Annotated in this window: 20 protein-coding genes and 3 tRNA genes; 11 read left to right on the top strand and 12 right to left on the bottom strand. The window is 45.3% G+C overall.

Annotated elements, in window-relative coordinates:
• The first annotated feature begins 52 nt into the window (after positions 1-52).
• The 6 genes from L1D44_RS10060 (at position 53) to fabV (ending at position 6,843) form a co-directional block, all read left to right on the top strand.
• A complete protein-coding gene (locus L1D44_RS10060; RefSeq protein ID WP_239890316.1) occupies positions 53-1,681 on the top strand; it encodes an ABC transporter substrate-binding protein in 1,629 nt (542 codons plus the stop codon).
• A complete protein-coding gene (locus L1D44_RS10055) occupies positions 1,681-2,712 on the top strand; it encodes an ABC transporter permease (protein WP_239890314.1) in 1,032 nt (343 codons plus the stop codon). Before L1D44_RS10060 ends, L1D44_RS10055 begins: the two co-directional genes overlap by 1 nt.
• On the top strand, positions 2,699-3,589 hold the full coding sequence (locus L1D44_RS10050) for an ABC transporter permease subunit (RefSeq protein WP_220768188.1): 891 nt from the start codon (positions 2,699-2,701) through the stop codon (positions 3,587-3,589). The genes L1D44_RS10055 and L1D44_RS10050 overlap by 14 nt, the downstream gene beginning before the upstream one ends.
• Before the next feature lie 4 nt (positions 3,590-3,593).
• Positions 3,594-4,601 carry an oligopeptide/dipeptide ABC transporter ATP-binding protein gene (locus L1D44_RS10045; protein ID WP_239890312.1) on the top strand — a complete coding sequence of 336 codons (1,008 nt, stop codon included), beginning with the start codon at positions 3,594-3,596 and terminating at the stop codon, positions 4,599-4,601.
• On the top strand, positions 4,582-5,367 hold the full coding sequence (locus tag L1D44_RS10040) for an ATP-binding cassette domain-containing protein (RefSeq protein ID WP_239890310.1): 786 nt from the start codon (positions 4,582-4,584) through the stop codon (positions 5,365-5,367). Before L1D44_RS10045 ends, L1D44_RS10040 begins: the two co-directional genes overlap by 20 nt.
• A gap of 273 nt (positions 5,368-5,640) precedes the next feature.
• Complete coding sequence (fabV, locus tag L1D44_RS10035) at positions 5,641-6,843, top strand: enoyl-ACP reductase FabV (protein WP_239890309.1); 1,203 nt, start codon at positions 5,641-5,643, stop codon at positions 6,841-6,843.
• Positions 6,844-7,228: 385 nt separating this feature from the next.
• Here fabV and L1D44_RS10030 read toward each other — a convergent pair whose 3' ends face one another.
• The 9 genes from L1D44_RS10030 to L1D44_RS09990 all read right to left on the bottom strand — a co-directional run bounded on the left by L1D44_RS10030 (position 7,229) and on the right by L1D44_RS09990 (position 16,267).
• Positions 7,229-9,094, bottom strand: a complete 1,866-nt coding sequence (locus L1D44_RS10030; RefSeq protein WP_239890307.1) for a SurA N-terminal domain-containing protein — start codon at positions 9,092-9,094, stop codon at positions 7,229-7,231.
• Positions 9,095-9,308: 214 nt separating this feature from the next.
• A complete protein-coding gene (gene hupB / locus L1D44_RS10025) occupies positions 9,309-9,581 on the bottom strand; it encodes a nucleoid-associated protein HU-beta (RefSeq protein ID WP_012155904.1) in 273 nt (90 codons plus the stop codon).
• 269 nt (positions 9,582-9,850) lie between these two features.
• Complete coding sequence (gene lon / locus L1D44_RS10020) at positions 9,851-12,196, bottom strand: endopeptidase La (protein ID WP_220768193.1); 2,346 nt, start codon at positions 12,194-12,196, stop codon at positions 9,851-9,853.
• 148 nt (positions 12,197-12,344) lie between these two features.
• Entirely contained in the window at positions 12,345-13,622 is a 1,278-nt protein-coding gene (clpX, locus tag L1D44_RS10015; RefSeq protein ID WP_220768194.1) for an ATP-dependent protease ATP-binding subunit ClpX, read from the bottom strand.
• An 84-nt stretch (positions 13,623-13,706) separates the two neighbouring features.
• Positions 13,707-14,318 carry an ATP-dependent Clp endopeptidase proteolytic subunit ClpP gene (clpP, locus tag L1D44_RS10010; protein ID WP_220768195.1) on the bottom strand — a complete coding sequence of 204 codons (612 nt, stop codon included), beginning with the start codon at positions 14,316-14,318 and terminating at the stop codon, positions 13,707-13,709.
• Positions 14,319-14,407: 89 nt separating this feature from the next.
• The gene (gene tig / locus L1D44_RS10005) at positions 14,408-15,712 is read right to left on the bottom strand and encodes a trigger factor (RefSeq protein WP_239890305.1); all 1,305 of its coding nucleotides are present in this window, start codon (positions 15,710-15,712) and stop codon (positions 14,408-14,410) included.
• Positions 15,713-15,967: 255 nt separating this feature from the next.
• Positions 15,968-16,043: transfer RNA gene (locus L1D44_RS10000), tRNA-His, on the bottom strand.
• 8 nt (positions 16,044-16,051) lie between these two features.
• Positions 16,052-16,128: transfer RNA gene (locus tag L1D44_RS09995), tRNA-Arg, on the bottom strand.
• A gap of 62 nt (positions 16,129-16,190) precedes the next feature.
• A tRNA-Pro gene (locus L1D44_RS09990) sits at positions 16,191-16,267 on the bottom strand.
• Between the two features lie 450 nt (positions 16,268-16,717).
• On the opposite strand from L1D44_RS09990, the gene folD reads away from it, so the two are divergent.
• A complete protein-coding gene (folD, locus tag L1D44_RS09985) occupies positions 16,718-17,572 on the top strand; it encodes a bifunctional methylenetetrahydrofolate dehydrogenase/methenyltetrahydrofolate cyclohydrolase FolD (protein WP_239890303.1) in 855 nt (284 codons plus the stop codon).
• A gap of 156 nt (positions 17,573-17,728) precedes the next feature.
• Here the strand turns inward: folD and cysS are convergent, their stop codons facing one another.
• Complete coding sequence (gene cysS, locus L1D44_RS09980; RefSeq protein WP_239890301.1) at positions 17,729-19,108, bottom strand: cysteine--tRNA ligase; 1,380 nt, start codon at positions 19,106-19,108, stop codon at positions 17,729-17,731.
• A gap of 100 nt (positions 19,109-19,208) precedes the next feature.
• Here cysS and L1D44_RS21755 point away from each other — a divergent pair, with 100 nt between their 5' ends.
• The 3 genes from L1D44_RS21755 to L1D44_RS09970 all read left to right on the top strand — a co-directional run bounded on the left by L1D44_RS21755 (position 19,209) and on the right by L1D44_RS09970 (position 20,648).
• Positions 19,209-19,331, top strand: coding sequence for a hypothetical protein (locus tag L1D44_RS21755; protein ID WP_275660444.1), 123 nt, complete (start codon positions 19,209-19,211; stop codon positions 19,329-19,331).
• Positions 19,332-19,426: 95 nt separating this feature from the next.
• Entirely contained in the window at positions 19,427-19,921 is a 495-nt protein-coding gene (locus tag L1D44_RS09975; protein ID WP_239890299.1) for a peptidylprolyl isomerase, read from the top strand.
• Positions 19,922-19,931: 10 nt separating this feature from the next.
• Positions 19,932-20,648 carry a UDP-2,3-diacylglucosamine diphosphatase gene (locus L1D44_RS09970; protein ID WP_239890297.1) on the top strand — a complete coding sequence of 239 codons (717 nt, stop codon included), beginning with the start codon at positions 19,932-19,934 and terminating at the stop codon, positions 20,646-20,648.
• A gap of 56 nt (positions 20,649-20,704) precedes the next feature.
• Here the strand turns inward: L1D44_RS09970 and miaE are convergent, their stop codons facing one another.
• Positions 20,705-21,487 (bottom strand): tRNA isopentenyl-2-thiomethyl-A-37 hydroxylase MiaE, encoded by a 783-nt coding sequence (gene miaE / locus L1D44_RS09965; RefSeq protein WP_239890295.1) that lies wholly within the window; start codon positions 21,485-21,487, stop codon positions 20,705-20,707.
• 204 nt (positions 21,488-21,691) lie between these two features.
• Here miaE and L1D44_RS09960 point away from each other — a divergent pair, with 204 nt between their 5' ends.
• On the top strand, positions 21,692-22,288 hold the full coding sequence (locus tag L1D44_RS09960) for a Yip1 family protein (protein ID WP_239890293.1): 597 nt from the start codon (positions 21,692-21,694) through the stop codon (positions 22,286-22,288).
• 76 nt (positions 22,289-22,364) lie between these two features.
• Here L1D44_RS09960 and glnS read toward each other — a convergent pair whose 3' ends face one another.
• Positions 22,365-24,035, bottom strand: a complete 1,671-nt coding sequence (glnS, locus tag L1D44_RS09955) for a glutamine--tRNA ligase (protein WP_239890291.1) — start codon at positions 24,033-24,035, stop codon at positions 22,365-22,367.
• Between the last annotated feature and the right edge of the window lie 29 nt (positions 24,036-24,064).

Genomic DNA, 24,064 nt, shown 5'->3' with positions numbered 1-24,064 from the left:
AGCGGGCACTGTTAAAATAGCTAATAACGTTCAGCTCAAAAATGATGGCTTAATGAAACAGCTGCTAAAGAGAATAAAGTTAATCACTGGGATCTCTGCGATTAACTTGTTACTCACCGCCTGTGGCCCACAGCAAGTTCCTACAGGGCTAGTCTACTGCTCTGAAGGCAATCCCGAGACCTTCAATCCGCAACTGGTGACCTCAGGAACCACGATTGATGCGACCTCGCAACAACTCTACGACAGTCTAGTTGATTACGATCCTGTTTCTGGTGAAATAGTACCAGCGCTTGCTACATCATGGGAAACCTCTGATGACGGCCTAAGCTACCGCTTTAAATTGCGCCATGGGGTACAGTTTCATCAAACGCCACTATTTACGCCGACTCGTCACTTTAATGCCGATGATGTGTTGTTCTCTTTTAATCGAATTATCGATAGTGACAATCCATATCATAGGATTTCCAAAACTGGTTATCCGTTTTTTCAAAGTATCGGCTTTGGCCAAAGCGTCACCGAAATTGAAAAAGTCGCCGATGATGAAGTGGTATTTCACTTGAATCAAGCTGACGCCTCATTCCTTTCCAATCTGGCAACCGGATTCTCAGTGGTTCTCTCTAAAGAGTACGCCGATAATCTCTTGGCTCAAGGTACACCGGAGCTATTGGATAGAAACCCTGTCGGCACAGGTCCCTTTAAGTTAGTCAAATACGTGAAGAATGAACTTATTCGCTATCACCGCAATGATAACTTTTGGCGTGCCCTGCCGGAATTTGAGCAATTAGTCTTTAATATTACGCCCCAAAGCAGCGCGAGATTAACCAAGTTAATCACTGGAGACTGCAATGTATCGGCACTGCCAAAAGCTGGCGAGTTACCCGTCATCAAAGAGCATCCTAATCTGGAATTAGATACTCAATTGGGCTTCAACGTTGCATTTTGGGCGTTTAATACCAAGAAAAAGCCTTTCGATGACGTCCGAGTGCGTCAAGCATTGGCTTACGCCGTTGATAAGCAAAATATTCTGCGCGCGGTGTACCAAGAGACGGCAATTAAAGCGACTGGTATGCTACCACCGCAATCATGGGCCTATCACTATAATAAGAGCACTTATCAATATAACCCTGAAAAAGCACGAGCATTATTAGATGAAGCTGGCATAGATAAGCTCAGCATCGATATTTGGGCGATGCCGGTTGCACGCATTTATAATCCCAACGCTCTGAAAACCGCCGAGCTTATTCAAGCAGATTTGGCCAATATAGGCGTGGATGTCAACATAGTCACCTATGATTGGAGTGTATTTAACCAAAAGCTCAGCCTTAATGACTATGACTCGGTACTGATCGGGTGGAATGCCGATAATAGTGATCCCGACAACTTCTTCTCACCTATGATGAGCTGTGATGCACTACAATCATCGAGTAACCGTGCCCAGTGGTGCAATCTAGAAATGGACAGGATCTTAGCGCAGGCCAAAGCAACAACTTCAGAGTTACAGCGAAAAGCCCTATATCAACAGGCAGAGTCGCTGTTTATCGAACATGTTCCTATGATGCCATTTGCTCATGCCACACAGCTGACCTTTAAGAGCAAGGATATTAAGCAAACACAGCTTACGCCTTTTGGTGGGATCTCATTTGAACGTGCTAAGAAAATTACAGTAGAGGAAACGCAATAATGGGTCGTTATCTTCTTCGCAGATTGAATCTGTTTCTAGCTACCAGCTTTGTCTTGATAGCGGTTCTATTCATCACGACGGGCTACTTTCCTACCAATAAGTTCGTTGCGCTAACCGGTATTACCGCCCCCACATCGGCGCAAATACAGGATATCGAAGAGGCATACCAGTTAAACTCAAACCAGCTGTCGCAGTTTTTCGCCTACGCCAAAAACCGCTTGAGCGGTGATTTAGGGGTCTCTATCACATCTCAGCGCCCTGTCATTGAGGAGCTAACTCAGGCACTTCCAGCTTCTTTTGAGCTTGCGATGGTTGCAGGGTTAATTGCGGTTTTTCTCGGCGTACCGCTAGGAGTGTTTGCGTCACTGAGCAAAAACAAGGTTACCCAACACAGCATCATGGCGATCACCCTAACAGGCTATTCCATTCCGGTATTTTGGCTAGGACTAACCCTGTCTTTATGGTTTGGGGTTAAGCTGGGTTGGCTTCCCGTATCAGGTCGGATCAACCTGCTATACGAAATCGAACCTGTTACCGGATTTATGCTTATCGACACCTTACTTTGGGACTCCGTCTATCGGTTCTCAGCCTTTAAAGATGCGCTATTTCATATCATCTTACCCTCGATAACGTTGGCCGTACTGCCCTTTACTGTGGTTGTGCGTATCACGCGTGCGGCCATGCTAAACATCATGGAACTGCCCTATATTAAGGCAGCCGAAGCTAGGGGTTTACATACCAGTACGATTGTGTTGCGTCATGCACTGCCAAACGCGCTGATCCCAGTTTTAAAGAATATGGGCCTGATGTTAGGTACTTTTGCCAGTTATGCCATGATTGTTGAGGTGATTTTTTCATGGCCTGGCGTAGGAAGTTGGTTGGTATCTGGTATTTACCAGCGAGATTACACGGTTATTCAAGGTGGTGTATTAGGCGTCGCATTGACCATTATATTCCTGAGTATCTTAATTGAAGTCATACACAACGCTTATAATCCGCTAAGCAGGAAAGAGATCTATGCCGCGAATTAGAATTTATCAAGAAGACCATATTCTCTCACCTACACAAAAGGTATGGCAGGCGTTTTCCGATAACCCATTTGCACTGATAGGCCTTTGGGCTGTGTGTTGTATGCTCACCCTAGCGATTTTTGGTCCTTGGATTGCCCCCTTCTCTCCGGAGCAACAAGATCCGTTAGCGCTGCTGTTGCCGCCATCATGGGATGCTAGCGGTACGGTTGAGCACTTCCTTGGCACCGATGACTTAGGCAGAGATATCTTCAGTCGCCTACTCCATGGCGCTCACCTGACTTTTGGCATGGCACTCGGAATCGTACTGGCCTCATTAGTGGTCGGTTTTATCATCGGCTCTATTTCCGGCATGATGAAGGGACTTAAGTCTTCGATATTAAGTCACCTACTGGACGCTTTATTATCGATCCCGTCACTGCTATTAGCCATTTTGGTTGTTGCCGTCATGGGACCGGGTCTAGAAAACGTGTTTTGGGCCGTCGGTATCGCCTTGACTCCGCAATTTGTACGAGCCATTCATCAAGCGGTACATGAGGAGCTGCAAAAAGATTATGTGACAGCGGCGAAACTCGATGGCGCCAACTCAATTCAGATTTTCTGGTACGTGATTATGCCTAACGTATGGGAAACTGTGATTATTCAAACCACACTCGCTATCTCTGCCGCCATTTTGGACATTGCCGCCCTCGGCTTTTTGAACCTTGGCGCTCAGGCCCCAAGTCCAGAGTGGGGAGCCATGGTGTCACAAGGACTCGATAATTTATTGACCGCCCCTTGGACGGTAACAATTCCTGGTGTCGCTATATTATGTAGTGTGTTGGCTATCAACTTAGTTGGTGACGGATTGAGATCGGCGTTATCGCCCATCAGAAACTAATATTATGCCATTACTCGATATTCGAAATCTTACCATCGAACTGGATACGCCCCATGGACGTGTCAAAGCATTGGAACGTGTCAGCCTAACCATTAACCCCGGTGAGCTACATGGTTTAGTGGGTGAATCAGGTTCTGGCCGAACCCTGCTGGCTCGTGCCATTTTAGGAGTACCAGGCCATAACTGGAGTATTACTGCTGACCGCATGATGTGGGATGGCCAAAACCTAATGGATATGTCGGCTAAGCAGCGGCGCAACCTAATGGGCAGCGAGATTGCGGTTATTTTCCAAGACCCCACAGGTAGCTTAGATCCAGCCATCTCAGTGGGTAGTCAACTTATCGAAGCCATGCCAAAGGATAAGCAAGTTCCCTTCTGGAAGCGGAACAAGACACGTAAGGCTACCGCACAAAAATGGCTACATAAAGTCGGCATAAAGAATACTGAAGAGGTCATGAGCAGCTATGCATGGGAACTCTCTGCGGGTGAATGCCAAAAAGTGATGATCGCCATGGCGATTGCCAACCAGCCGCGATTGTTGATTGCCGATGAACCCACAGACTCGATGGAGTTAAGCACTCAGGCACAAATTTTTAGACTTCTAAGTAAGCTCAATCAGCTACACAGCGTATCTATCCTTCTAATTAGCCATGAGCTAGATACCCTTTCCGGTTGGTGCGATCAACTCACGGTTCTATACAGTGGCCAAGTCATGGAGTCAGGCCCTACAGCCGAAGTACTCGAGCAGCCTTTTCATCCGTACACCAAAGCACTTCTGGACAATATGCCTGACTATTCCGGTGCCCTTGCCCATAAATCGGTGATGCGTACCTTGCCTGGTTCCGCCCCGGCCTTGCAGCATCTGCCTATCGGCTGCCGCTTAGGGCCACGCTGCCCGCAGGCGCAAAAGCGCTGCGTCAGTAAACCTAGCCTATGCCACAAAAAAGACCGCTATTTCGCTTGTCATTTTCCTTATCACAGTGAGCCATGTAATGACGACACCACTTCTTAAAGTTAATGATCTCCGCAAAAGCTATTACGCTGGCTACAAGCGGTTTAAGCGCCAATATAACCATGCCTTATCGCCTGTGTCGTTTGAACTCAATCGAGGTGAAACACTGGCGATAGTGGGTGAAGCTGGCTCAGGCAAGACCACTATTGCCCGTATTTTGGTGGGGGCAGAGATCAGAAGTGGCGGCGAGATCTTCTTTGAAGGTGAGCCACTAGATAAACACGATCTTAAGCAACGCTGCCGCCTTATTCGGATGATTTTCCAAGACCCAAATACCTCACTCAATCCAAGGTTGACCATTGGTGAGCTATTAGATGAGCCTTTAAAGTTCAATACCGACTTGGACAGCAGCGAGCGCAAAGCTCAGGTCATGGATAAGCTGAGAAAAGTAGGCCTATTGCCTGAGCACTCCGATTTCTATCCCCATATGATCTCAGAGGGACAAAAACAACGCGTAGCAGTCGCTCGCGCCTTGATGCTTGATCCTAAAATTATCATCGCTGATGAAGCCTTAACCGCGCTGGACCTTTCGGTAAGATCACAGATCCTCAACCTGCTGTTAGAGCTACAACAAGAGATGGGGCTGTCTTATATATTCGTATCCCATAATATGAATATCATTCGTCATGTTAGCGATAAAATCATGGTGCTGAAAAAAGGGGTCATGGTTGAGAAGGCAACAACAGAGCAACTATTTAATCAACCGCAACATGAGTACACCCAAAGGTTAATTCAAGAGCAAAGCCTGTTTACACGTAAGAAATAATACTAATCTTTATAGAGATGTATTCGCTGAGTGAGAGTTTAGCTATTTTGAAGCAACGCCGTGAATTGCTTCTGCATTAATGGCTCTCACAACATCAGTCCTTCAGGAATGAAGGGAATGTCTTATGTATGTCGGCAACATACAAGACCATGTTGTTTGCAACGAGTAAACTGCTCCAACCACTGATAAAAAAGCCGATTTTCAAGAAAAACGAGTGCCATTTGATGTCGGTTTAATTATCCTAGAGACAATTTTTTAAGAGAATCAAAAAATATGATCATCAAACCTAGAATCCGTGGCTTTATTTGTACTACGACCCATCCTGTTGGTTGTGAAGCCAATGTCCTTGAACAGATCAACTTTACCAAAGCTAAAGGTAAAATTGCTAATGGCCCTAAGAAAGTCTTAGTCGTTGGCTCTTCAAGTGGATACGGTCTTTCTTCACGCATTACTGCAGCTTTTGGTAGCGATGCCGCCACGTTAGGCGTGTTTTTTGAAAAGCCAAGTACCGAAACTAAACCTGGCACAGCTGGTTGGTACAACTCTGCTGCGTTCGATAAGTTTGCTAAAGCGGAAGGGCTTTACTCTAAGAGCATCAATTGTGATGCCTTCAGCCATGAAGCTAAACAAAAAGCCATTGAGATTATCAAGCAAGACCTTGGTCAAGTCGATATGGTGGTTTACTCGTTAGCATCACCAGTGCGTAAAATGCCAGATAGCGGTGAACTTGTACGTTCATCACTTAAACCTATCGGTGAGACTTATACTGCTACAGCGGTTGATACCAATAAAGACACCATCATCGAAGCCAGTGTTGAACCGGCAACAGAGCAAGAAATTGCCGATACAGTGACGGTCATGGGCGGTGAAGACTGGGAACTGTGGATGCAAGCGCTATCCGAAGCTGGCGTGCTAAGCAACGACTGCAAGACCGTTGCCTATAGCTATATCGGAACCGAGCTTACTTGGCCTATTTACTGGCACGGCGCACTTGGTAAAGCCAAAATGGATCTTGACCGCGCAGCACATGCCCTAAATGATAAGCTTTCAGCAACTGGCGGTAGCGCTAACGTTGCAGTGCTTAAGAGCGTTGTAACACAAGCGAGCTCGGCAATTCCTGTTATGCCACTATACATCGCTATGGTATTTAAGAAGATGCGCGCAGAAGGTCTACATGAAGGCTGTATCGAGCAGATTAACCGTATGTTTAGCGAGCGCCTATATAAGGCTGATGGTAGCGCGGCAGACGTGGATGATTCAAATCGTCTTCGTTTAGATGACTGGGAGCTTCGTGAAGAGATCCAGCAACATTGCCGTGATATGTGGCCACAAGTGACTACAGAAAACTTAGCGGAACTAACCGATTACCGCGAATATAAGGAAGAGTTCCTAAAGCTATTCGGTTTCGGTATCGAAGGGATCGACTACGAAGCAGACGTCAATCCACACGTTGAGTTTGACGTAGTTTCAATCTAACTAGCAATAGCTGGTTTAGCCTGAAAGTTAAACGCCGCAATATTACATTGCGGCGTTTTTTATTACCCATTCACTACTTCTAGGCATTGCTGTGACCACTTCTGATGGGATTAATCGACTCACGATTAAACACTGAAAGCCACAAACTCACCGCTAAGAAGTAAGGCAACAGCTCAAGCCATAAGCTTTTCCTCGCTGCTCTTCGTTAAAGCGAAGCGCTTGATGACAAGTCATGTGCCCCTTGAGCCAGCCTATATGGCTTCACAAGTAGAAATATTTTAGCCACCTCATTTCGCGCCCATAAAAAAACCGGCCTTAGCCGGTTTTTTTAATGCTTCATGTGAGGCTCACTGATACTTAACCAGTAACGCTTACTCAGCGACTCTTATTCAGCAACAGGGTAAAGTACTTCACCCTTAGCCTTTAGAGAAGCGATCACTGCACGGTAATCGTTTTCACTGTATTGAGAGCTTAAACGCTGCTTAAGTGCTTCTAGAAGATTTGCATCAACGCCTTCAGCTGGATTAACTTTCTTCAATACCACTACCGCGTAACCGTTTGCTAGCGCAACAGTATCAACTGAAGGCTTATCACTTGGCTGAGCCATAGCAAATGCTTTATTTACGATTGCGCCATCAACGTCTTGCTCGAAACGACCTAGCTTGTCTTTAACAATAAAGTCAGCTGTTACACCTGAAGCTTCAACAGCAGTCATCGCTTCTTGTGCTTGCTTACGCGCAGCTTCATTAGCCTGCTCTTGCTTTAAGCGGTTAGCAATCGCGTTGCGAACGTCGGCTAGCTCCATAGTGCCAGCAGCCTTATGGGTGTTAACACGGATCACAACAACGTGATTAGGCGCAACTTCTAGTACATCACTGTTCATACCATCGAGTAGTACGTTAGAAGAGAATGCCGCTTTTAATAGCTCAGGATTAGAGAACAACTCTGGCGGATTAGTACGTGTGAACTCCGGAGTTGTCTTAACATCAACACCGAGGTCCTTAGCCGCCTCAGCTAGCGTATCAGGTACTTCGTAACTGGTGTCAGCCAAAACTTGCTGTAGCTCATAGAACTTATCTACTGCCTGCTTATCTTGAAGCTGAGCAATGATTTTTTCTTTAACGTCAGCAAATGGTGCTTGAGCACCGGCTTGAATATCAAGAGCCTTGATAATGTGGTAACCAAAGTCTGTTTTCACAACATTTGAGTACTCACCTTTGTTAAGCGCAAACAGTGCTTGGTCAAATTCAGGCTCCATAACGCCCGCTTCAAACCAATCTAGTTGACCGCCCTGCTCACCGCTAAAGGTATCTTCAGATTCAGCCTTAGCGACTTCAGCAAAGTCAGCACCGTCTTGAAGTTGCTTATAGATGGCTTCAGCTTTCGCTTTAGCCGCTGCGTCATCGTCACCTGTTTGAACAAGGATATGTGCAGCTAAGCGTTTCTCAGCTTGTGTGTAATTTGCTTTGTGTTCATCGTAGTATGCTTGTGCTTCAGCATCAGTCACTTTTACATCTTTAGCTAAATTTTTTGCATCTAGCTCGATATAGTCAAGACTAACTACTTCAGGGCGAATGAACTGATCTAGATTAGAGTCGTAATAAGTTTTGATCTGCTCATCGGTAACACTGATGTCAGCAAGGAACGGAGTCGCGTCAATAACCTTGTAGTCAATATCACGGGTCTGGCCTTGTAGATCGGCCAAATACTTGGCTTCACCAGGAAGAACGAATTCAGAACCCACCAAGGTCGCAACAAGCTGACGGCGAGTCATATCGGTACGCATCATGTCGCGGAAAGTGTTTGCCTGGTAGCCTAACTGACGCAGAATCGCTTGGTAACGGTCGTTATCAAAGACACCATCAGTTTGGAAAGCAGGCTCGCTCATGATTGCGGCTTTAATCTGCTCATCAGATACGCGTAATCCAAGCTCTGCAGCATTTTGATCCAGTAGCTTATCTGCAACTAAGCGTTCCAATACACTTTGCTTTACGCTCTGCATATAGTTGTCATCGGCAGACAGAGTGGCAAACATATCACCTAATTGTTGTTCTAAGCGGTTACGCTCGTTTTGATAGGCTTGTTCTAACGCTGAGTTGCTGATCTCTTCACCATTTACGGTAGCTGCTGCAACCTCAGTTGAAGAACCTAAATAACTACTCACGCCTGTAAATGCAAATGAAAGTATCACAAGGATTAAAATGCCTTTTGCAATTACACCTTGTGAGCCTTCGCGAATCTTTTCTAACATCAGACTTCTCGCTGGTTGCGATGGATAAAATAAAAAGGCGCATCACTGTCTGGATGCGCCTTTTTGTAATTTAAAGGAGATGAAAAGTAATCTCTTCAGACTCCTGCTGGCAAAATTAAGGGTAACCTCAATTATTGCCCTCTCTATTTGTAAAAAGCACTGCCAAGCAGTGCTTTCTTACAATAGCCTTACAAAGGCTGCATTGCTAACTTTCTTAGTTAACAGCGTCTTTTAGAGCTTTACCAGCTTTAAATGCTGGAATGTTTGCTGCAGCGATTTTGATCTCTTTACCCGTCTGTGGGTTACGACCAGTGCGCTCTGCACGTTGACGCACTTCGAAAGTACCGAAACCAACAAGAGCAATCTTATCGCCTTCTTTTAGGCCTTCAGTAACTGCGCCAATGAAAGAGTCTAATGCGCGGCCAGCAGCAGCTTTAGAAATGTCAGCACCAGAAGCGATTTTCTCGATTAGTTCAGATTTGTTCATGTCATCCCCTTGAATGTAATTTGTGCGCCGCACCCAAATCCTTGTCTAGAGCGGTCTGCGGAGGCTTTTTATAACAAGCTTAGAACCAAAGTTCAAGCCTTATAGGAAAACCAAAGAAATAAATTAGGATACTACTCAAAACCAGTCACTCCAAGGGCTGGAGCGACTGACTCTCCACAGACTTAGGCTACCACAGCTTCAAACTTTGGTAAGCCCTTTTTTACTGTTTTTTTAGAGGTATCCTGCATTTTATTGCGTTAGTCCACGTTTTAAACTACTTCGAAGCCTTCAACTGGTCGCTCAAGCGCCAATTTCAATACTTCATCAACCCATTTCACTGGATGAATTTTTAGATCGGCAATGACATTTTGTGGAATTTCTTCCAAATCACGCTCATTTTCTTTTGGAATTAGAACAACTTTCGTACCACCACGATGGGCAGCCAAGAGTTTTTCTTTTAATCCGCCAATGGGTAAAACTTCACCACGCAGAGTAATTTCACCCGTCATCGCCACATCTGCGCGAACCGGATTACCCGTTAAGCTAGAAACGAGGGCTGTACACATTGCCGCACCAGCAGATGGACCATCTTTTGGTGTCGCGCCTTCAGGTACGTGCACGTGAATATCACGCTTCTCGTAGAAGTCAGGATTTATACCCAATTGTTCTGCGCGAGCACGCACAACAGTCATCGCCGCTTGAATCGACTCTTGCATGACATCGCCAAGTGAACCTGTATAGGTCAGCTTGCCCTTGCCTGGCACAGATGTCGCTTCGATAGTCAGCAAATCGCCGCCCACTTCAGTCCAAGCAAGGCCTGTCACTTGACCAATCTGGTTATTCGATTCAGCCTTACCGTAGTCACAGCGTTGTACACCTAGGAAAGACTTAAGGTTGTCTTGGTTAACTTCAACATGCTTAATACTCTTATCAAGCAAAATTTGTTTAACCACCTTACGGCAGATTTTAGACAGTTCACGCTCAAGTGCACGAACGCCCGCTTCACGTGTGTAATAGCGAATAATGCCGATAATAGCGCTATCGTCGACTGTCACCTCTTTCGCTTTTAGTCCATTACGCTCTATCTGTTTCGGCAATAAGTGTTGCTTAGCAATATTAAGCTTCTCATCTTCGGTATAACCAGATAAGCGAATGACTTCCATACGGTCTAGTAACGGGCCTGGAATATTCATCGAGTTAGAGGTAGCCACGAACATCACATCAGATAGATCGTAATCGACCTCCATGTAGTGATCGCTAAATGCTGAGTTTTGCTCAGGATCTAACACCTCAAGCAATGCCGAAGCTGGGTCGCCACGCATATCACTGCTCATCTTATCGATTTCATCCAGTAAGAACAGTGGGTTTTTAACACCAACTTTAGACATCTTCTGGATGACCTTGCCCGGCATAGAACCGATATAGGTACGACGGTGACCACGGATCTCCGCTTCATCACGAACGCCGCCTAAGGCAACACGCACATACTTACGGCCCGTTGCCTTAGCAATAGATTGACCTAAAGATGTTTTACCCACACCTGGAGGCCCAACTAAACAAAGGATAGGCCCCTTAAGCTGCTTAACACGGCTTTGAACCGCTAGATACTCAAGAATGCGCTCTTTAACTTTTTCAAGCCCGAAGTGATCGGTGTCGAGTACGTCCTGCGCCTTAGCAAGATCACGTTTAATTTTAGAGCGCTTGTGCCAAGGCACAGACACCATCCACTCAACGTAACTTCTCACCACAGTCGCTTCGGCAGACATAGGTGACATCATCTTTAGCTTGTTCAGCTCAGCAGAGGCTTTATCTTTAGCCTCTGCTGGCATCTGTGCCTCTTCGATCTTCTTAGCTAAGCTCTCAAACTCATCGTGAGACTCGTCAATATCACCAAGTTCTTTTTGAATGGCCTTCATCTGCTCATTCAAATAGTACTCGCGCTGACTCTTCTCCATCTGCTTCTTAACGCGGCTACGGATACGCTTCTCAACCTGCAATAGATCGATTTCAGCCTCCATCATCGCCATCAAGTATTCGATGCGCTCGCTAACATTGACCATCTCAAGCACAGACTGTTTGTCTTCTAGCTTAAGCGGCATATGTGCGGCCATGGTGTCGGCAAGTCTTGCCGCCTCGTCGATACCCGACAGCGAAGTTAATACCTCAGGTGGGATCTTCTTATTTAGCTTGATGTAACCTTCAAACTGACCAACGGCTGAGCGAACAAGAACTTCCTCTTCTTTCTCTGAAAGGGGCTCTGATTCGAGATAGTGAGCAGTTGCCTGGAAGATCTCTTCCTGTTCGATATAGCTATCGATGCAAACTCTTTGCCCACCTTCAACCAATACCTTTACGGTACCATCTGGTAGTTTTAATAGCTGGAGTATTGATGCAACTGTACCGACATCAAAAATGTCATCGCTAGTTGGGTCGTCTAGCTCAGCATCACGCTGGGCGACTAAAATAATCTGTTTACCTTGATCCATCGCTTTTTCTAAGCAACGAATAGACTTCTCTCGACCGACGAATAACGGAATTACCATGTGGGGATAGACCACCACATCTCTTAGTGGTAGTACGGGTAGTTCGATTCGCGCATCACGCTCTAGGGTCATAGCTCGATTCCGTTTTTTATGATTACTTATGAGTATATTGGGGTGATTCGATAGGTTTCAATAGCGAAAAAGAATTAATTAAAGAAGTGTATAAAAAAGGAGCCATATTGGCTCCTTTTAAACTCACTACTCGATTGTAGACGAGATTTTATTCCGCTGTTGCGGTTTGTGCTTCGTTATTAGCGTAGATCAGGATTGGGCTAGACTCGCCTTTAACCACTGACTCGTCGATAACAACTTTAGCCACATCGTCTGTCGATGGTAGATCGTACATGATATCGAGCAAGATCCCCTCAACGATAGAGCGAAGTCCACGAGCACCCGTCTTACGCGTTTGTGCCTTAAGGGCAATCGCTTTAAGTGCATCGTCTCTAAACTCAAGTTCAACGCCTTCCATCTCAAATAATGCCGCGTACTGCTTAGTAATCGCATTCTTCGGTTGTGATAGAATTTGAATTAGCGCTTCATCGTCCAGCTCGGCTAACGTTGCCAATACCGGTAGACGGCCGATAAACTCAGGGATCAGACCAAACTTAACTAAATCTTCTGGCTCTACTTGCAGTAGTGTATCAGAGATAGTCTTCTTGTCGGCTTCACCTTTAACTTCGGCGCCAAAACCAATACCGGTACCCACATGGGCACGCTGCTCGATCACTTTCTCAAGACCTGCGAATGCACCACCACAGACGAACAGGATCTTAGAAGTATCGACTTGCAAAAACTCCTGCTGCGGATGCTTACGGCCACCTTGTGGCGGCACTGCTGCAATCGTTCCTTCGATAAGCTTTAATAACGCCTGCTGTACACCCTCGCCCGACACGTCACGTGTGATTGATGGGTTATCAGACTTACGACTGATCTTATCGATCTCATCGATATACACAATACCGCGCTGCGCTTTATCTACATCGTAGTCGCACTTTTGCAGTAGCTTCTGGATGATATTCTCAACGTCTTCACCCACGTAACCCGCTTCGGTTAGTGTCGTGGCATCGGCCATCGTAAATGGCACATCAAGAACGCGCGCTAAAGTCTCTGCTAATAATGTTTTACCACTACCCGTCGGGCCGATAAGCAGAATGTTACTCTTGCCTAACTCAACACCATCTTTAGGGCTGGCATTTCTAAGACGCTTATAATGATTATATACCGCAACAGAAAGGACTTTCTTCGCCTTATCTTGACCGATAACATAATCATCCAAGTGTGCTCTTAGCTCATGAGGCGTAGGCAACTTGTCTTGCTCTTGCTTTGGTGAAATCTCTTTAATTTCTTCTCGAATAATGTCATTGCAGAGTTCAACACACTCGTCACAAACATATACAGAAGGCCCAGCGATGAGTTTTCTTACTTCATGCTGGCTCTTACCACAAAAAGAGCAGTACAGCAGTTTTCCGCCGTCACCGTTACCTTTGTCTTCACCCATTACTTTACCTCTGTTTGCAGTAATTCTACTGCGTAAATCTTTTCGTTACTTCTTATTTGAGCATAGCTCAGAGCGAAGTAAAAATCAGCCTCGTTTTGCTATCACTGAATCGACTAATCCGTATTCAGCAGCTTCTGTCGCGCTCATGAAGTTATCGCGGTCTGTATCGCGTTCAATCACTTCAAGAGGCTGGCCAGTGTGCTCAGCAAGCATAGAGTTAAGCTTATGCTTAATACCTAAGATCTCTTGAGCATGGATAGCGATATCTGACGCTTGACCTTGAAAGCCACCTAAAGGCTGATGGATCATCACTCTAGAGTTCGGTAAGCAATGACGTTTGCCTTCTGCACCGCCTGCTAACAAAAATGCGCCCATGCTCGCCGCTTGACCAATACACACTGTGCTGACGTTTGGTTTAATAAACTGCATAGTGTCATAGATCGCCATACCCGCAGTCACGCTACCGCCTGGCGAGTTAATGTATAGGTAGATATCCTTATCTGGGCTCTCTGACTCCAAAAACAGTAACTGAGCAACGATAAGGTTAGCCATATGCTCTTCAACTTGGCCAACGAGAAAGATCACTCGCTCTTTCAAAAGGCGAGAATAAATATCATATGAACGTTCACCTTTAGCCGTCTGTTCGACAACCATAGGAACGAGTGCGTTAAGTACTGATTCTGGCGCTTTGTGCATGATTAACTTCCCTAAATAAAAATGGCCCGCATGAGGAACCTCATACGAGCCATTATAAATGGCTAATAGCCATTTAAGTCAAGCGATGGTTACGCGCGACCTGTAGCCTTGTTCATAAATTCTTCAAAGTTGACTGCTTTTTCAGTCAAAGTTGCAGTTTTCAACAAAGCTTCAACCGCTTGCTCTTCTAGAGCTACGTTACGCATGTTCTGCATAAGTTCTTCGTTACCATTGTAGTAAGCTACAACTTCACTTGGATCTTCGTATGCAGAAGCCATAGAAGCGATCAGACCTTGAACGCGCTCGTCTTCAGCTTTTAGCTCGTTAGTCTTGATAACTTCGCCAAGTAGTAGACCTACTTTAACACGACGCTCAGCTTGCTCAGTGAATAGATCAGCTGGTAGCTCAGGCATGTTTGCAGCTTGGTTGCCGAAGCGCTGCATAGCTTGCTTGCGCAATACTTCTACTTCACCGTCGATTAGTGCTTTTGGCAATTCGATTTCGTTTTGCTCAACTAGACCGTTAAGAACTTGCTCTTTAACGTTTGCTTTAAGCGCTTGCTCAAGTTCACGGCTCATGTTCTTGCTGATTTCGCCGCGTAGTGCGTCGATGCCACCTTCGGTAATACCGAATAGTGTAGCGAACTCATCGTTAACTTCTGGAAGGTTAGCCGCTTGAACTTCTTTCAGAGTGATAGCGAAAGTCGCTACTTTACCCTTTAGGTTTTCAGCGTGGTAATCTTCTGGGAAAGTCACTTCGATGTTGAACTCTTCACCCGCTTTGTGACCTTCAACACCAGACTCGAAGCCTGGGATCATACGGCCGCTACCTAGTTGAAGTTCGAAATCTTCAGCTTTACCGCCTTCGAACTCTTCACCGTCGATTGAACCAACGAAGTTGATCTTAGCTTTGTCGCCTTCGGCCGCTGCGCGCTCAACAACTTCGAAAGTCGCGTGTTGGTTACGTAGCGTTTCAATCATAGAATCAACGTCTGCTTCAGTAACTTCAGCAGTTGGTTGCTCAACAGTGATTGACTCAAGACCTTTAAGTTCTACTTCTGGGTAGATTTCAAAAGTCGCAACAAACTCAAAGTTTTCGCCTTCAGTTGAGCCAGGAGTCAATGTTGGAGCGCCAGCTGGGTTTAACTTCTCAGCAATGATAGCTTCAACGAAGTTACGCTGCATCACTTCACCCATGATGTCTTGACGAATAGCTTTTCCATAACGCTTATTGATCACGCTTACAGGTACTTTTCCTGGACGGAAACCTGGGATACGAGCACGCTTAGCTTCGCTTTTTAATGCTTCTTTAACAGTGTTCTCGATCTGCTCAGCAGGTACAGAAATTGTTAGGCGACGCTCTAAGCCTTGTGTGGTTTCAACAGAAACTTGCATTTTTTTACCTCGAAATGTGTCTATCGTCCTTTGCAATAGTCGAAAAATCAACTACTCAGGTATTCGTTTCTTGATCCATAAATTTCACCAAAATGCCCATAAATACTGACGATCGGCACCGGTATCTTTTAGTTGATAATTATCAAGACGCGACATTATATCTATCGAATGCGCCAGAGTCGAGCCTCAAAGCGCGATTTACAGGCGTAAAAAAAGCGACCTAGGGTCGCTTTCTTTACTTCTTTGCAGAATGAGTGGGGTGACTGATGGGACTTGAACCCACGACAACCGGAATCACAATCCGGGGCTCTACCAACTGAGCTACAATCACCACAAAAATGGTACGCCCGGCAGGATTCGAACCTGCGGCCACCCGCTTAGAAGGCGGGTGCTCTATCCAACTGAGCTACGGGCGCTCGGCAATGAATTAACTTCATTTCCTGAACTGGGCAACTAACGTTCCACGTTAGTTTAAATGTGGTCGGTGATAGAGGATTCGAACCTCTGACCCTCTGGTCCCAAACCAGATGCGCTACCGGGCTGCGCTAATCACCGAAACTTTGAAACCTATTGTAAAGTACGTTTTCACGTTGGGATAACCTTTACTGTTTCTGGCCCTCAAGGACAACAACTTGCTGCTCGTTGAGAACGGAGCGCATAGTATCCCCTCTTCTAAAAGTCGTCAACGCCTTTTTTTAAAAAAGATGTTCAGCTGCCTATTTTACAGACCATTAGATTTAGTTTTAACCTTATTGCGGAATTAACCGACAAATGTGCTATTCCAAGGTAAATACGCGACGAGTAAATTGCATAAACCGATTATCAATAATCATTCACATATTCTCTTTAACTTTATCGCTGACCTCAATCTCCCATAGTGACATCAAGTCATTATCCGTATATTAGAATTGTTTGTTAACAGTCTAAATCAATGACACCTTTAACCCGTCCTGTTAAAATGTCGCCGTTTTCCATTATCGCGCCGTATAAAGGACACCTACCCCAATGACAGCCCAAAACATCGATGGTAAAGCTATCGCTCAATCCATTCGAACTCAACTCAAAGACAAAGTAACCGCCCGCAAAGAGGCAGGAAAAAGAGTCCCAGGTTTAGCCGTAATTCTTGTTGGAGCCGATCCGGCGTCACAAGTTTATGTTGGCAGTAAGCGCAAAGCCTGTGAAGAAGTCGGCTTTATCTCTCGCTCTTATGATTTAGACAGCAGCACTTCTGAAGAAGCACTCTTATCATTGATTGATGAATGTAACGAAGATCCAAGTATCGATGGCATCTTAGTTCAACTTCCTCTTCCAGAACATATTGAAGAGTCTAAAGTCATTGAGCGTATCCGCCCAGACAAAGATGTCGACGGTTTCCACCCTTATAACGTTGGCCGCCTTGCTCAGCGTATTCCTGTTTTGCGTGCATGCACACCGATGGGGATCATGACATTAATCCAGTCAACAGGTGTTGACACCTTTGGTTTAGACGCAGTTGTCGTTGGCGCATCAAACATCGTCGGTCGTCCTATGTCGCTGGAACTACTATTAGCCGGCTGCACGACAACCACTTGTCATCGTTTTACTCGCAACCTTGAAGAGAAAGTCAGACAAGCCGATCTGGTCATCGTTGCCGTCGGCAAGCCTGGGTTTATTCCAGGAGATTGGATCAAGCCCGGCGCAATCGTAATCGATGTGGGCATTAACCGTTTAGAGAGCGGTCAGCTTGTGGGTGATGTGCAGTTTGATGAAGCAGCCCAGCGCGCGAGTTTTATTACCCCAGTTCCGGGTGGTGTTGGACCTATGACCATTGCAAGCCTGTTAGAAAACACCTTATATGCCTGTGAAAATTATCACGACTAAGAGAAGGTTCTAGGTTCTAGGTTCTAGGTTCTAGGTTCTAGGTTCTAGGTTCTAGGTTCTAGGTTCTAGCAAAGTGTTCCAACTCTTGATGTTAAAAACAAAAAAGCCTGCATAAGCAGGCTTTTTTATCTTTAAACGACTATTTATTGCTAAGAACTACTTCTTACGCCAAGTGGTCCCTTCTGGGCCATCTTCTAAGATTACGCCTAATGCATTTAGGCCATCACGTGCAACGTCGGCTGCTGGCCAGTCCTTCTCTGCACGAGCGCGGTTACGCTCAGCAATCAAGGCTTCAATCTCTGCCACTTCATCATCGCTACCTTCACCTTTAAAGAAGGTATCGACGTCTTGTCCTAAAATACCTAACACATCGGCTAGCTCTTTTAGCGCAACCCCTAAAGCAGATGCTTTAGCCATATCCGTTGCTTTTAGGCGGTTAATTTCACGCACCATGTCAAATAACACTGAGTAAGCTTCTGGCGTATTAAAGTCGTCATCCATTGCCAACTTAAATTTAGCTACAAACTCTTCGGCAGGCGCGGCTTCCACGCTTAGATCTAAGTCTTTAAGCGCGGTGTAAATACGCTCAAGAGCTGATTTAGCTTGCTTTAGGTTATCTTCAGAATAGTTTAGCTGGCTACGGTAGTGGCCAGATAACAGGAAGTAGCGTACTGTCGCAGCATCGTAGTGGCCTAACACATCACGGATAGTAAAGAAGTTATTTAAAGACTTCGACATCTTCTCTTTATCAACCATCACCATACCAGTATGCATCCAGTAGTTTACATACGGTGTGTCGTGAGCACAGCAAGACTGAGCAATCTCATTCTCATGATGCGGGAACTGTAAGTCGCTGCCGCCACCATGAATATCAAAGTGCACACCTAAGTGTTTGCTGTTCATTGCCGAACATTCAATGTGCCATCCTGGACGACCCGGTCCCCATGGTGAATCCCAAGTTGGCTCGCTCGGCTTTGACATCTTCCAAAGCACAAAGTCCATTGGATCGCGTTTAGTGTCTTCAACTTCTACGCGAGCACCGGCTTGCAGTTGCTCAAGATTTTGACCCGATAAACGACCATACTCAGGGAATGACGATACGCTAAATAGTACGTCGCCATTTGATGCAACATATGCATGATCACGCGCAATAAGTCTTTCAACCATATCGATGATCTCAGGCATATGCATGGTTGCACGAGGCTCATTATCTGGACGCGCCATATTCAATGCATCAAAGTCTTTATGCATTTCGGCAATCAAGCGCTCTGTCAATGAATCACAACTCTCGTTATTCTCATTGGCACGCTTGATAATTTTATCGTCGACGTCGGTGATATTACGCTGAAAATTAACGTCGTATCCGCTGTATCTTAGGTATCTAACAATCATGTCGAAAGATACAAAAGTGCGCCCGTGGCCAATATGACATAAATCATAGATGGTCACCCCACACACATACATGCCAACCTTTCCTGGTTGTAGTGGCACAAACTGCTCTTTTTGGCGGGTCAGACTATTGTAAAGCTTCAACATTGATTATTCTCTTCAACGGCTAGAATTAAAAATTAGTTGTTCAGTCTACCATTGCAAAAGTCGCTGTTCCAAGCTGTTTTCTTAGCTAAAGTCTGCAAAGATGCACAGATATGCCGCAACCGAGCTAGATTGCGATCTTGAGCGGATTATTGGTCATGATAACTTAGCCTCAATTCTATGGAACGGTGAAAAATGCCAATGTAGCTATCAGCAAAGAGGTTAATTGGTAGCAGTAAACACTCAATGCTTTATGCAATTAAGCAATTACGTTAGAATCCAGCCATTATTTACGTTACGTTAAATTATGAGAGTTAAAATATGATCACACTTCATACCAACCACGGCGAAATCAAGCTAGCACTTAATGCTGAGAAAGCCCCAAAAACTGCTGCTAACTTCATTAACTACGTTAAAGAAGGCTTCTACGACGGTACTGTTTTTCACCGTGTAATCGACGGTTTCATGGTTCAAGGTGGTGGTTTCACTGAAGATATGGACCAAAAGCGTCCAAACGCAACGATTGAAAACGAAGCGAACAACGGTTTATCAAACAAAACTGGCACCATCGCGATGGCGCGTACTTCAGATCCACATTCAGCTACGGCGCAGTTCTTCATCAACGTTAACGACAACACTTTCTTAGACTTTAAGTCTGAGTCAGCACAAGGCTGGGGTTACTGTGTATTCGGTGAAGTTGTAGAAGGCATGGAGGTAGTAAACAAGATTAAAGCGGTTAGCACAGGTAACCGTGGCATGCATCAAGACGTTCCTCTTGAAGCTGTTATCATCGAAAAAGTGACCATCGAAGAGTAATATTACCTCGATGCGAACTCTATTTGTGGGCGATTTGCACTTAAGTGCAGATCGTCCCGATATCACCCAAGCTTTCCTCACATTCCTCGACACTCAGCTTCACGATACCGACGCTTTATATATCCTAGGCGATCTCTTTGAAGTCTGGGTTGGCGATGATATTGCAGAGCCTTTTGCCAAAGAACTAGCCGATGCGATAAAACGGGCTTCACAAAAACTGCCGATCTATTTTATCCATGGAAATAGAGACTTTTTAATTGGTAATGTATTTGCAAACCGCAGCGGCATGACACTGCTACCCGAAGTCTATACCTTAGACTTATATGGCGTTCCAAGTGTTATATTGCATGGCGATAGCCTCTGTACACTGGACAAGCCTTATCAGCGTTTTAGAAAGTTCCGTAATATGAGTTGGGCTAAGTGGCTATATGCCCATTTACCAAAGTCGAAGCGACTCGATATCGCCGCAAAACTGCGTACTAAAAGCCAGAGCAGCAATCAGCAGAAAAGTTATACCATCATGGATGTTGAGCCCGATGCGGTACTTGAGCTACTTGATGCCACGAAAACCGAGCAGATGATCCACGGCCACACTCATAGGCCAGCAGTTCATCAACTCGCTAATGGGAAACGCCGTATCGTTGTAGGCGATTGGTATGAGCAAGGCAGCATGTTAAGCGTTAGCCAAGACAAGATAGAACTTATCGAACTCCCTTTCAGCAAGTAATCTATTACTTGCTTTTGTCTTTTCCTTATAGCCCTAACACGTTAGCGCCCTAGACTTTAGGCAACCACGGCACTCACAACGGGGGCGCCGCTATGAAATTTAAAGTCTGTATCTTCAGACAAGATGAGTTCAGCCTCCACCGCAGCAAAATGTGCCACTCGCTCACTAATATCGTTATCAGTAATAGCCTGTGCAAGTATCAAGTAATCTTGATAGTGGCGGGCTTCGGAGCGCAGCAAGGAGATATAAAATTTCTTTAGCTCCTCATCTAAAAAAGGCGCTAGCTTGGCAAAACGCTCACAGGAGCGCGCCTCAATAAAGGCCCCGACAATTAACTTATCGATTAGAGTCTCAGGCTCATGGGTTCTCACCTGCTTCATCATGCCTTTAGCGTAACGCCCTGCACGCACATTTTGATATTCGATGCCGCGGCTATGCATGATCGCAAGTACCTGTTCGAAGTGATGAAACTCCTCTTTTATAAGGCGTACCATCTTAGCTATCAAGTCTTCACTATGGGCAAAGTCCTCTCTGGAAACCAAATCGGCTGACAGCTCATTTTTCTTACTCTGTTTCGTCAGAAAAGACTCAATATTTCGCTCTTTGATGTAAACAAAGTCTTCATAAGGTTTAGCCCAGTCGAGTAACACCTGGCCGCTCTGCTTATCGATGGCATATTTACGGATCAGAAACATCGCCGTCTGCGCTGCTTTTAGCTCACAGTTGCAATGGTCTATCAACAACCCCTTCAAATTTTCAGGTTTCTTCGCCTCTTCAATCCAACTGTCAGGTGTTTCACAGTTTAAAAAGGCATAAATAGGGGCTAATAGCTGCTGCATACTCAACTCTATGACGAAGGAATTAGTAGCGCATTATTTTACCAGCTATTCCCTGCACAATCCTAGCTTTGCGCCTATGCTTAATTCGATGGGCTTGACTCCTAGCAGATTTTGTTCAATAAATAACCTTAGAGCTGTAAAAAGTTCGTCTGCAGTTTGGCGGGCCAATTCAATCGGTATAATTGCTAAACGAGGATTATTATAATGATATTGAATCACTTATTGGGGCTATACACTCATCCAAAAGAAGAGTGGCACACTATTGAGAAAAATCACGAAGCATTGCGTAGCAGTTTGAGTCACATCGTCATCATCGCGCTCATTCCTGCAATCTGTTCCTTTATTGCGACATCACAAATTGGCTGGGACTTAGGCGTCGGTGACCGTCAGTTCTTAACCGCCCAAAGCGCACTCTTCATGTCCACAGGCATGTATTTCGGACTCATTGCAGGTGTCTTTGCCCTCGCCTACCTAGCTTTTTGGATGGCAAAAACATTTGATGCCAAACCGAGTTATACTCAAGCGCTAGAGCTTGCAGCATACACAGCGACACCGTTATTTATGGTAGGACTGGCAGCGCTATATCCAACGCTGTGGTTTATCATGGTCGTTGGCCTAGCTGGACTCGCTTATTCGGTTTACCTGCTGTACACGGGTGTACCGATCATCATGAATATCCCCGAAGAGAAAGGTTTTATTTATGCAAGCTCAGTGGTGACTGCAGGCTTAGTGCTCTTAGTCGGGCTCATGGCGTCAAGCGTAATTCTTTGGAGTGTCGGTTTCGGCCCTATGTATCAGTAAATAAAGTGCAAATTTGAGCAACAAAAAAGCCGACATCATGTCGGCTTTTTAGTTTTGACGCTCAACTCAAAAAGAGTTATTCGAAAGAGTCTCTTAGCGGAACCGTTAAGTTAAACACTAAGCTGTCTTTGCTTGAGTCTTTATTGTCTGCACAGAAGTAACCTTCACGCTCAAACTGATACGCTTTTTCAGCCTCAGCATCTGCAAGGCTAGCTTCCACCAGACCATGTTTAACTGTCAATGAATGTGGGTTGAGCACTTCATCAACAGATTCTGCAGCGGCAGGGTTAGGATCGTTGAATAGTCTTTCATAAAGACGGAATTCAGCTGGCTTTGCCGTTGTCGCTTCGACCCAATGGATCACACCTTTTACTTTACGACCATCACTTGGGTTCTTACCCAGAGTTTCATCGTCGTAAGTACAGAAAATAGTGGTGATGTTACCATCAGCATCTTTTTCACAACGCTCGGCCTTAATCACATAAGCATTACGCAGGCGCACTTCTTTACCCTGCACTAAACGCTTGTACTTTTTGTTCGCCTCTTCGCGGAAGTCATCAGCGTCGATAAACAGTTCACGGCCAAAAGACAGCTCACGTTTACCCATCTCTTCATTACTAGGATGATTTGCGGCGTTGATTATCTCAACTTGGCCTTCAGGGTAGTTTTCGATAATCACTTTAACAGGATTGATCACTGCCATTGCACGTGGAGCAAACTCGTTAAGCTCTTCACGAATACAAGCATCTAGCATGGCCACTTCAACCATGTTGTCCTGCTTAGTCACACCGATACGCTTACAGAATTCACGGATTGACGCTGGTGTATAACCACGGCGGCGGTAACCCGCAATCGTAGGCATACGCGCATCATCCCAACCTGTTACTAGGTTACGAGCAACTAAATCATTAAGCTTACGCTTGGACATCAAGGTGTATTCAAGATTCAGTCTCGAAAACTCATACTGACGGGTTCTGTTTGGTGCTTGGAAGTCATCTAAATGATCCAATACCCAATCGTAGAGTCTACGGTTATCTTGGAATTCAAGTGTACACAAAGAGTGACTAATGTTTTCGATAGCATCTGAGATACAGTGGGTAAAGTCGTACATTGGGTAAATGCACCACTTATCGCCCGTTTGGTGATGATGCGCGAAACGAATACGATAGATAATAGGATCACGCATACAGATGAATGGTGATGCCATATCGATCTTAGCTCTCAAAGCACATTCGCCCTCTTTGAATTCACCTAAACGCATTTTTTCAAATAGCGCTAGGTTCTCTTCAACAGACGTATCGCGATAAGGGCTGTTCTTACCAGGCTCTTTTAACGTTCCGCGGTATTCACGGGTCTCTTCACTATTTAGGAAGCAAACATAAGCCAAGCCCTTGGTAATTAACTCAACGGCATACTGATGAAGCTTGTCGAAATAGTTTGATGAGTAGCGAATATCACCATCCCACTGAAAACCGAGCCACTGCACATCGGCCTGAATAGAATTAACGTAATCGATATCTTCTTTTTCAGGGTTGGTATCATCAAAACGTAAGTTACATTGACCCTTATAGTCTTGAGCAATACCAAAGTTTAGGCAAATAGACTTAGCGTGGCCGATATGAAGAAAGCCATTAGGCTCTGGTGGGAAGCGAGTATGTACACTCGTATGCTTACCACTAGCGAGATCTTCATCTATGATGTTACGTATGAAGTTACTTGGACGTACTTCAGTGTCCACATGACTCATGGAATTCCTCTTTGCGAACGATGATTAAA

Source organism: Shewanella sp. Isolate13, assembly GCF_022398325.1.
Lineage (GTDB): Bacteria > Pseudomonadota > Gammaproteobacteria > Enterobacterales > Shewanellaceae > Shewanella.
Note: the sequence above shows the minus strand (reverse complement) of the source record. Positions and strands in the feature narration are given on the sequence as shown.

Bases quoted from the DNA above. Each gene is read 5' to 3' on its own strand.
- L1D44_RS10030 (WP_239890307.1), bottom strand. From the start codon at position 9,094: ATGTTAGAAAAGATTCGCGAAGGCTCACAAGGTGTAATTGCAAAAGGC.
- folD (WP_239890303.1), top strand. From the start codon at position 16,718: ATGACAGCCCAAAACATCGATGGTAAAGCTATCGCTCAATCCATTCGA.
- L1D44_RS10055 (WP_239890314.1), top strand. From the start codon at position 1,681: ATGGGTCGTTATCTTCTTCGCAGATTGAATCTGTTTCTAGCTACCAGC.
- L1D44_RS09975 (WP_239890299.1), top strand. From the start codon at position 19,427: ATGATCACACTTCATACCAACCACGGCGAAATCAAGCTAGCACTTAAT.
- L1D44_RS10040 (WP_239890310.1), top strand. From the start codon at position 4,582: ATGACGACACCACTTCTTAAAGTTAATGATCTCCGCAAAAGCTATTAC.
- clpP (WP_220768195.1), bottom strand. From the start codon at position 14,318: ATGCACAAAGCGCCAGAATCAGTACTTAACGCACTCGTTCCTATGGTT.
- lon (WP_220768193.1), bottom strand. From the start codon at position 12,196: ATGACCCTAGAGCGTGATGCGCGAATCGAACTACCCGTACTACCACTA.
- L1D44_RS10060 (WP_239890316.1), top strand. From the start codon at position 53: ATGAAACAGCTGCTAAAGAGAATAAAGTTAATCACTGGGATCTCTGCG.
- cysS (WP_239890301.1), bottom strand. From the start codon at position 19,108: ATGTTGAAGCTTTACAATAGTCTGACCCGCCAAAAAGAGCAGTTTGTG.
- fabV (WP_239890309.1), top strand. From the start codon at position 5,641: ATGATCATCAAACCTAGAATCCGTGGCTTTATTTGTACTACGACCCAT.
- glnS (WP_239890291.1), bottom strand. From the start codon at position 24,035: ATGAGTCATGTGGACACTGAAGTACGTCCAAGTAACTTCATACGTAAC.
- L1D44_RS09970 (WP_239890297.1), top strand. From the start codon at position 19,932: ATGCGAACTCTATTTGTGGGCGATTTGCACTTAAGTGCAGATCGTCCC.
- hupB (WP_012155904.1), bottom strand. From the start codon at position 9,581: ATGAACAAATCTGAACTAATCGAGAAAATCGCTTCTGGTGCTGACATT.
- miaE (WP_239890295.1), bottom strand. From the start codon at position 21,487: ATGCAGCAGCTATTAGCCCCTATTTATGCCTTTTTAAACTGTGAAACA.
- L1D44_RS10045 (WP_239890312.1), top strand. From the start codon at position 3,594: ATGCCATTACTCGATATTCGAAATCTTACCATCGAACTGGATACGCCC.
- clpX (WP_220768194.1), bottom strand. From the start codon at position 13,622: ATGGGTGAAGACAAAGGTAACGGTGACGGCGGAAAACTGCTGTACTGC.
- L1D44_RS21755 (WP_275660444.1), top strand. From the start codon at position 19,209: ATGCACAGATATGCCGCAACCGAGCTAGATTGCGATCTTGAGCGGATT.
- L1D44_RS10050 (WP_220768188.1), top strand. From the start codon at position 2,699: ATGCCGCGAATTAGAATTTATCAAGAAGACCATATTCTCTCACCTACA.
- tig (WP_239890305.1), bottom strand. From the start codon at position 15,712: ATGCAAGTTTCTGTTGAAACCACACAAGGCTTAGAGCGTCGCCTAACA.
- L1D44_RS09960 (WP_239890293.1), top strand. From the start codon at position 21,692: ATGATATTGAATCACTTATTGGGGCTATACACTCATCCAAAAGAAGAG.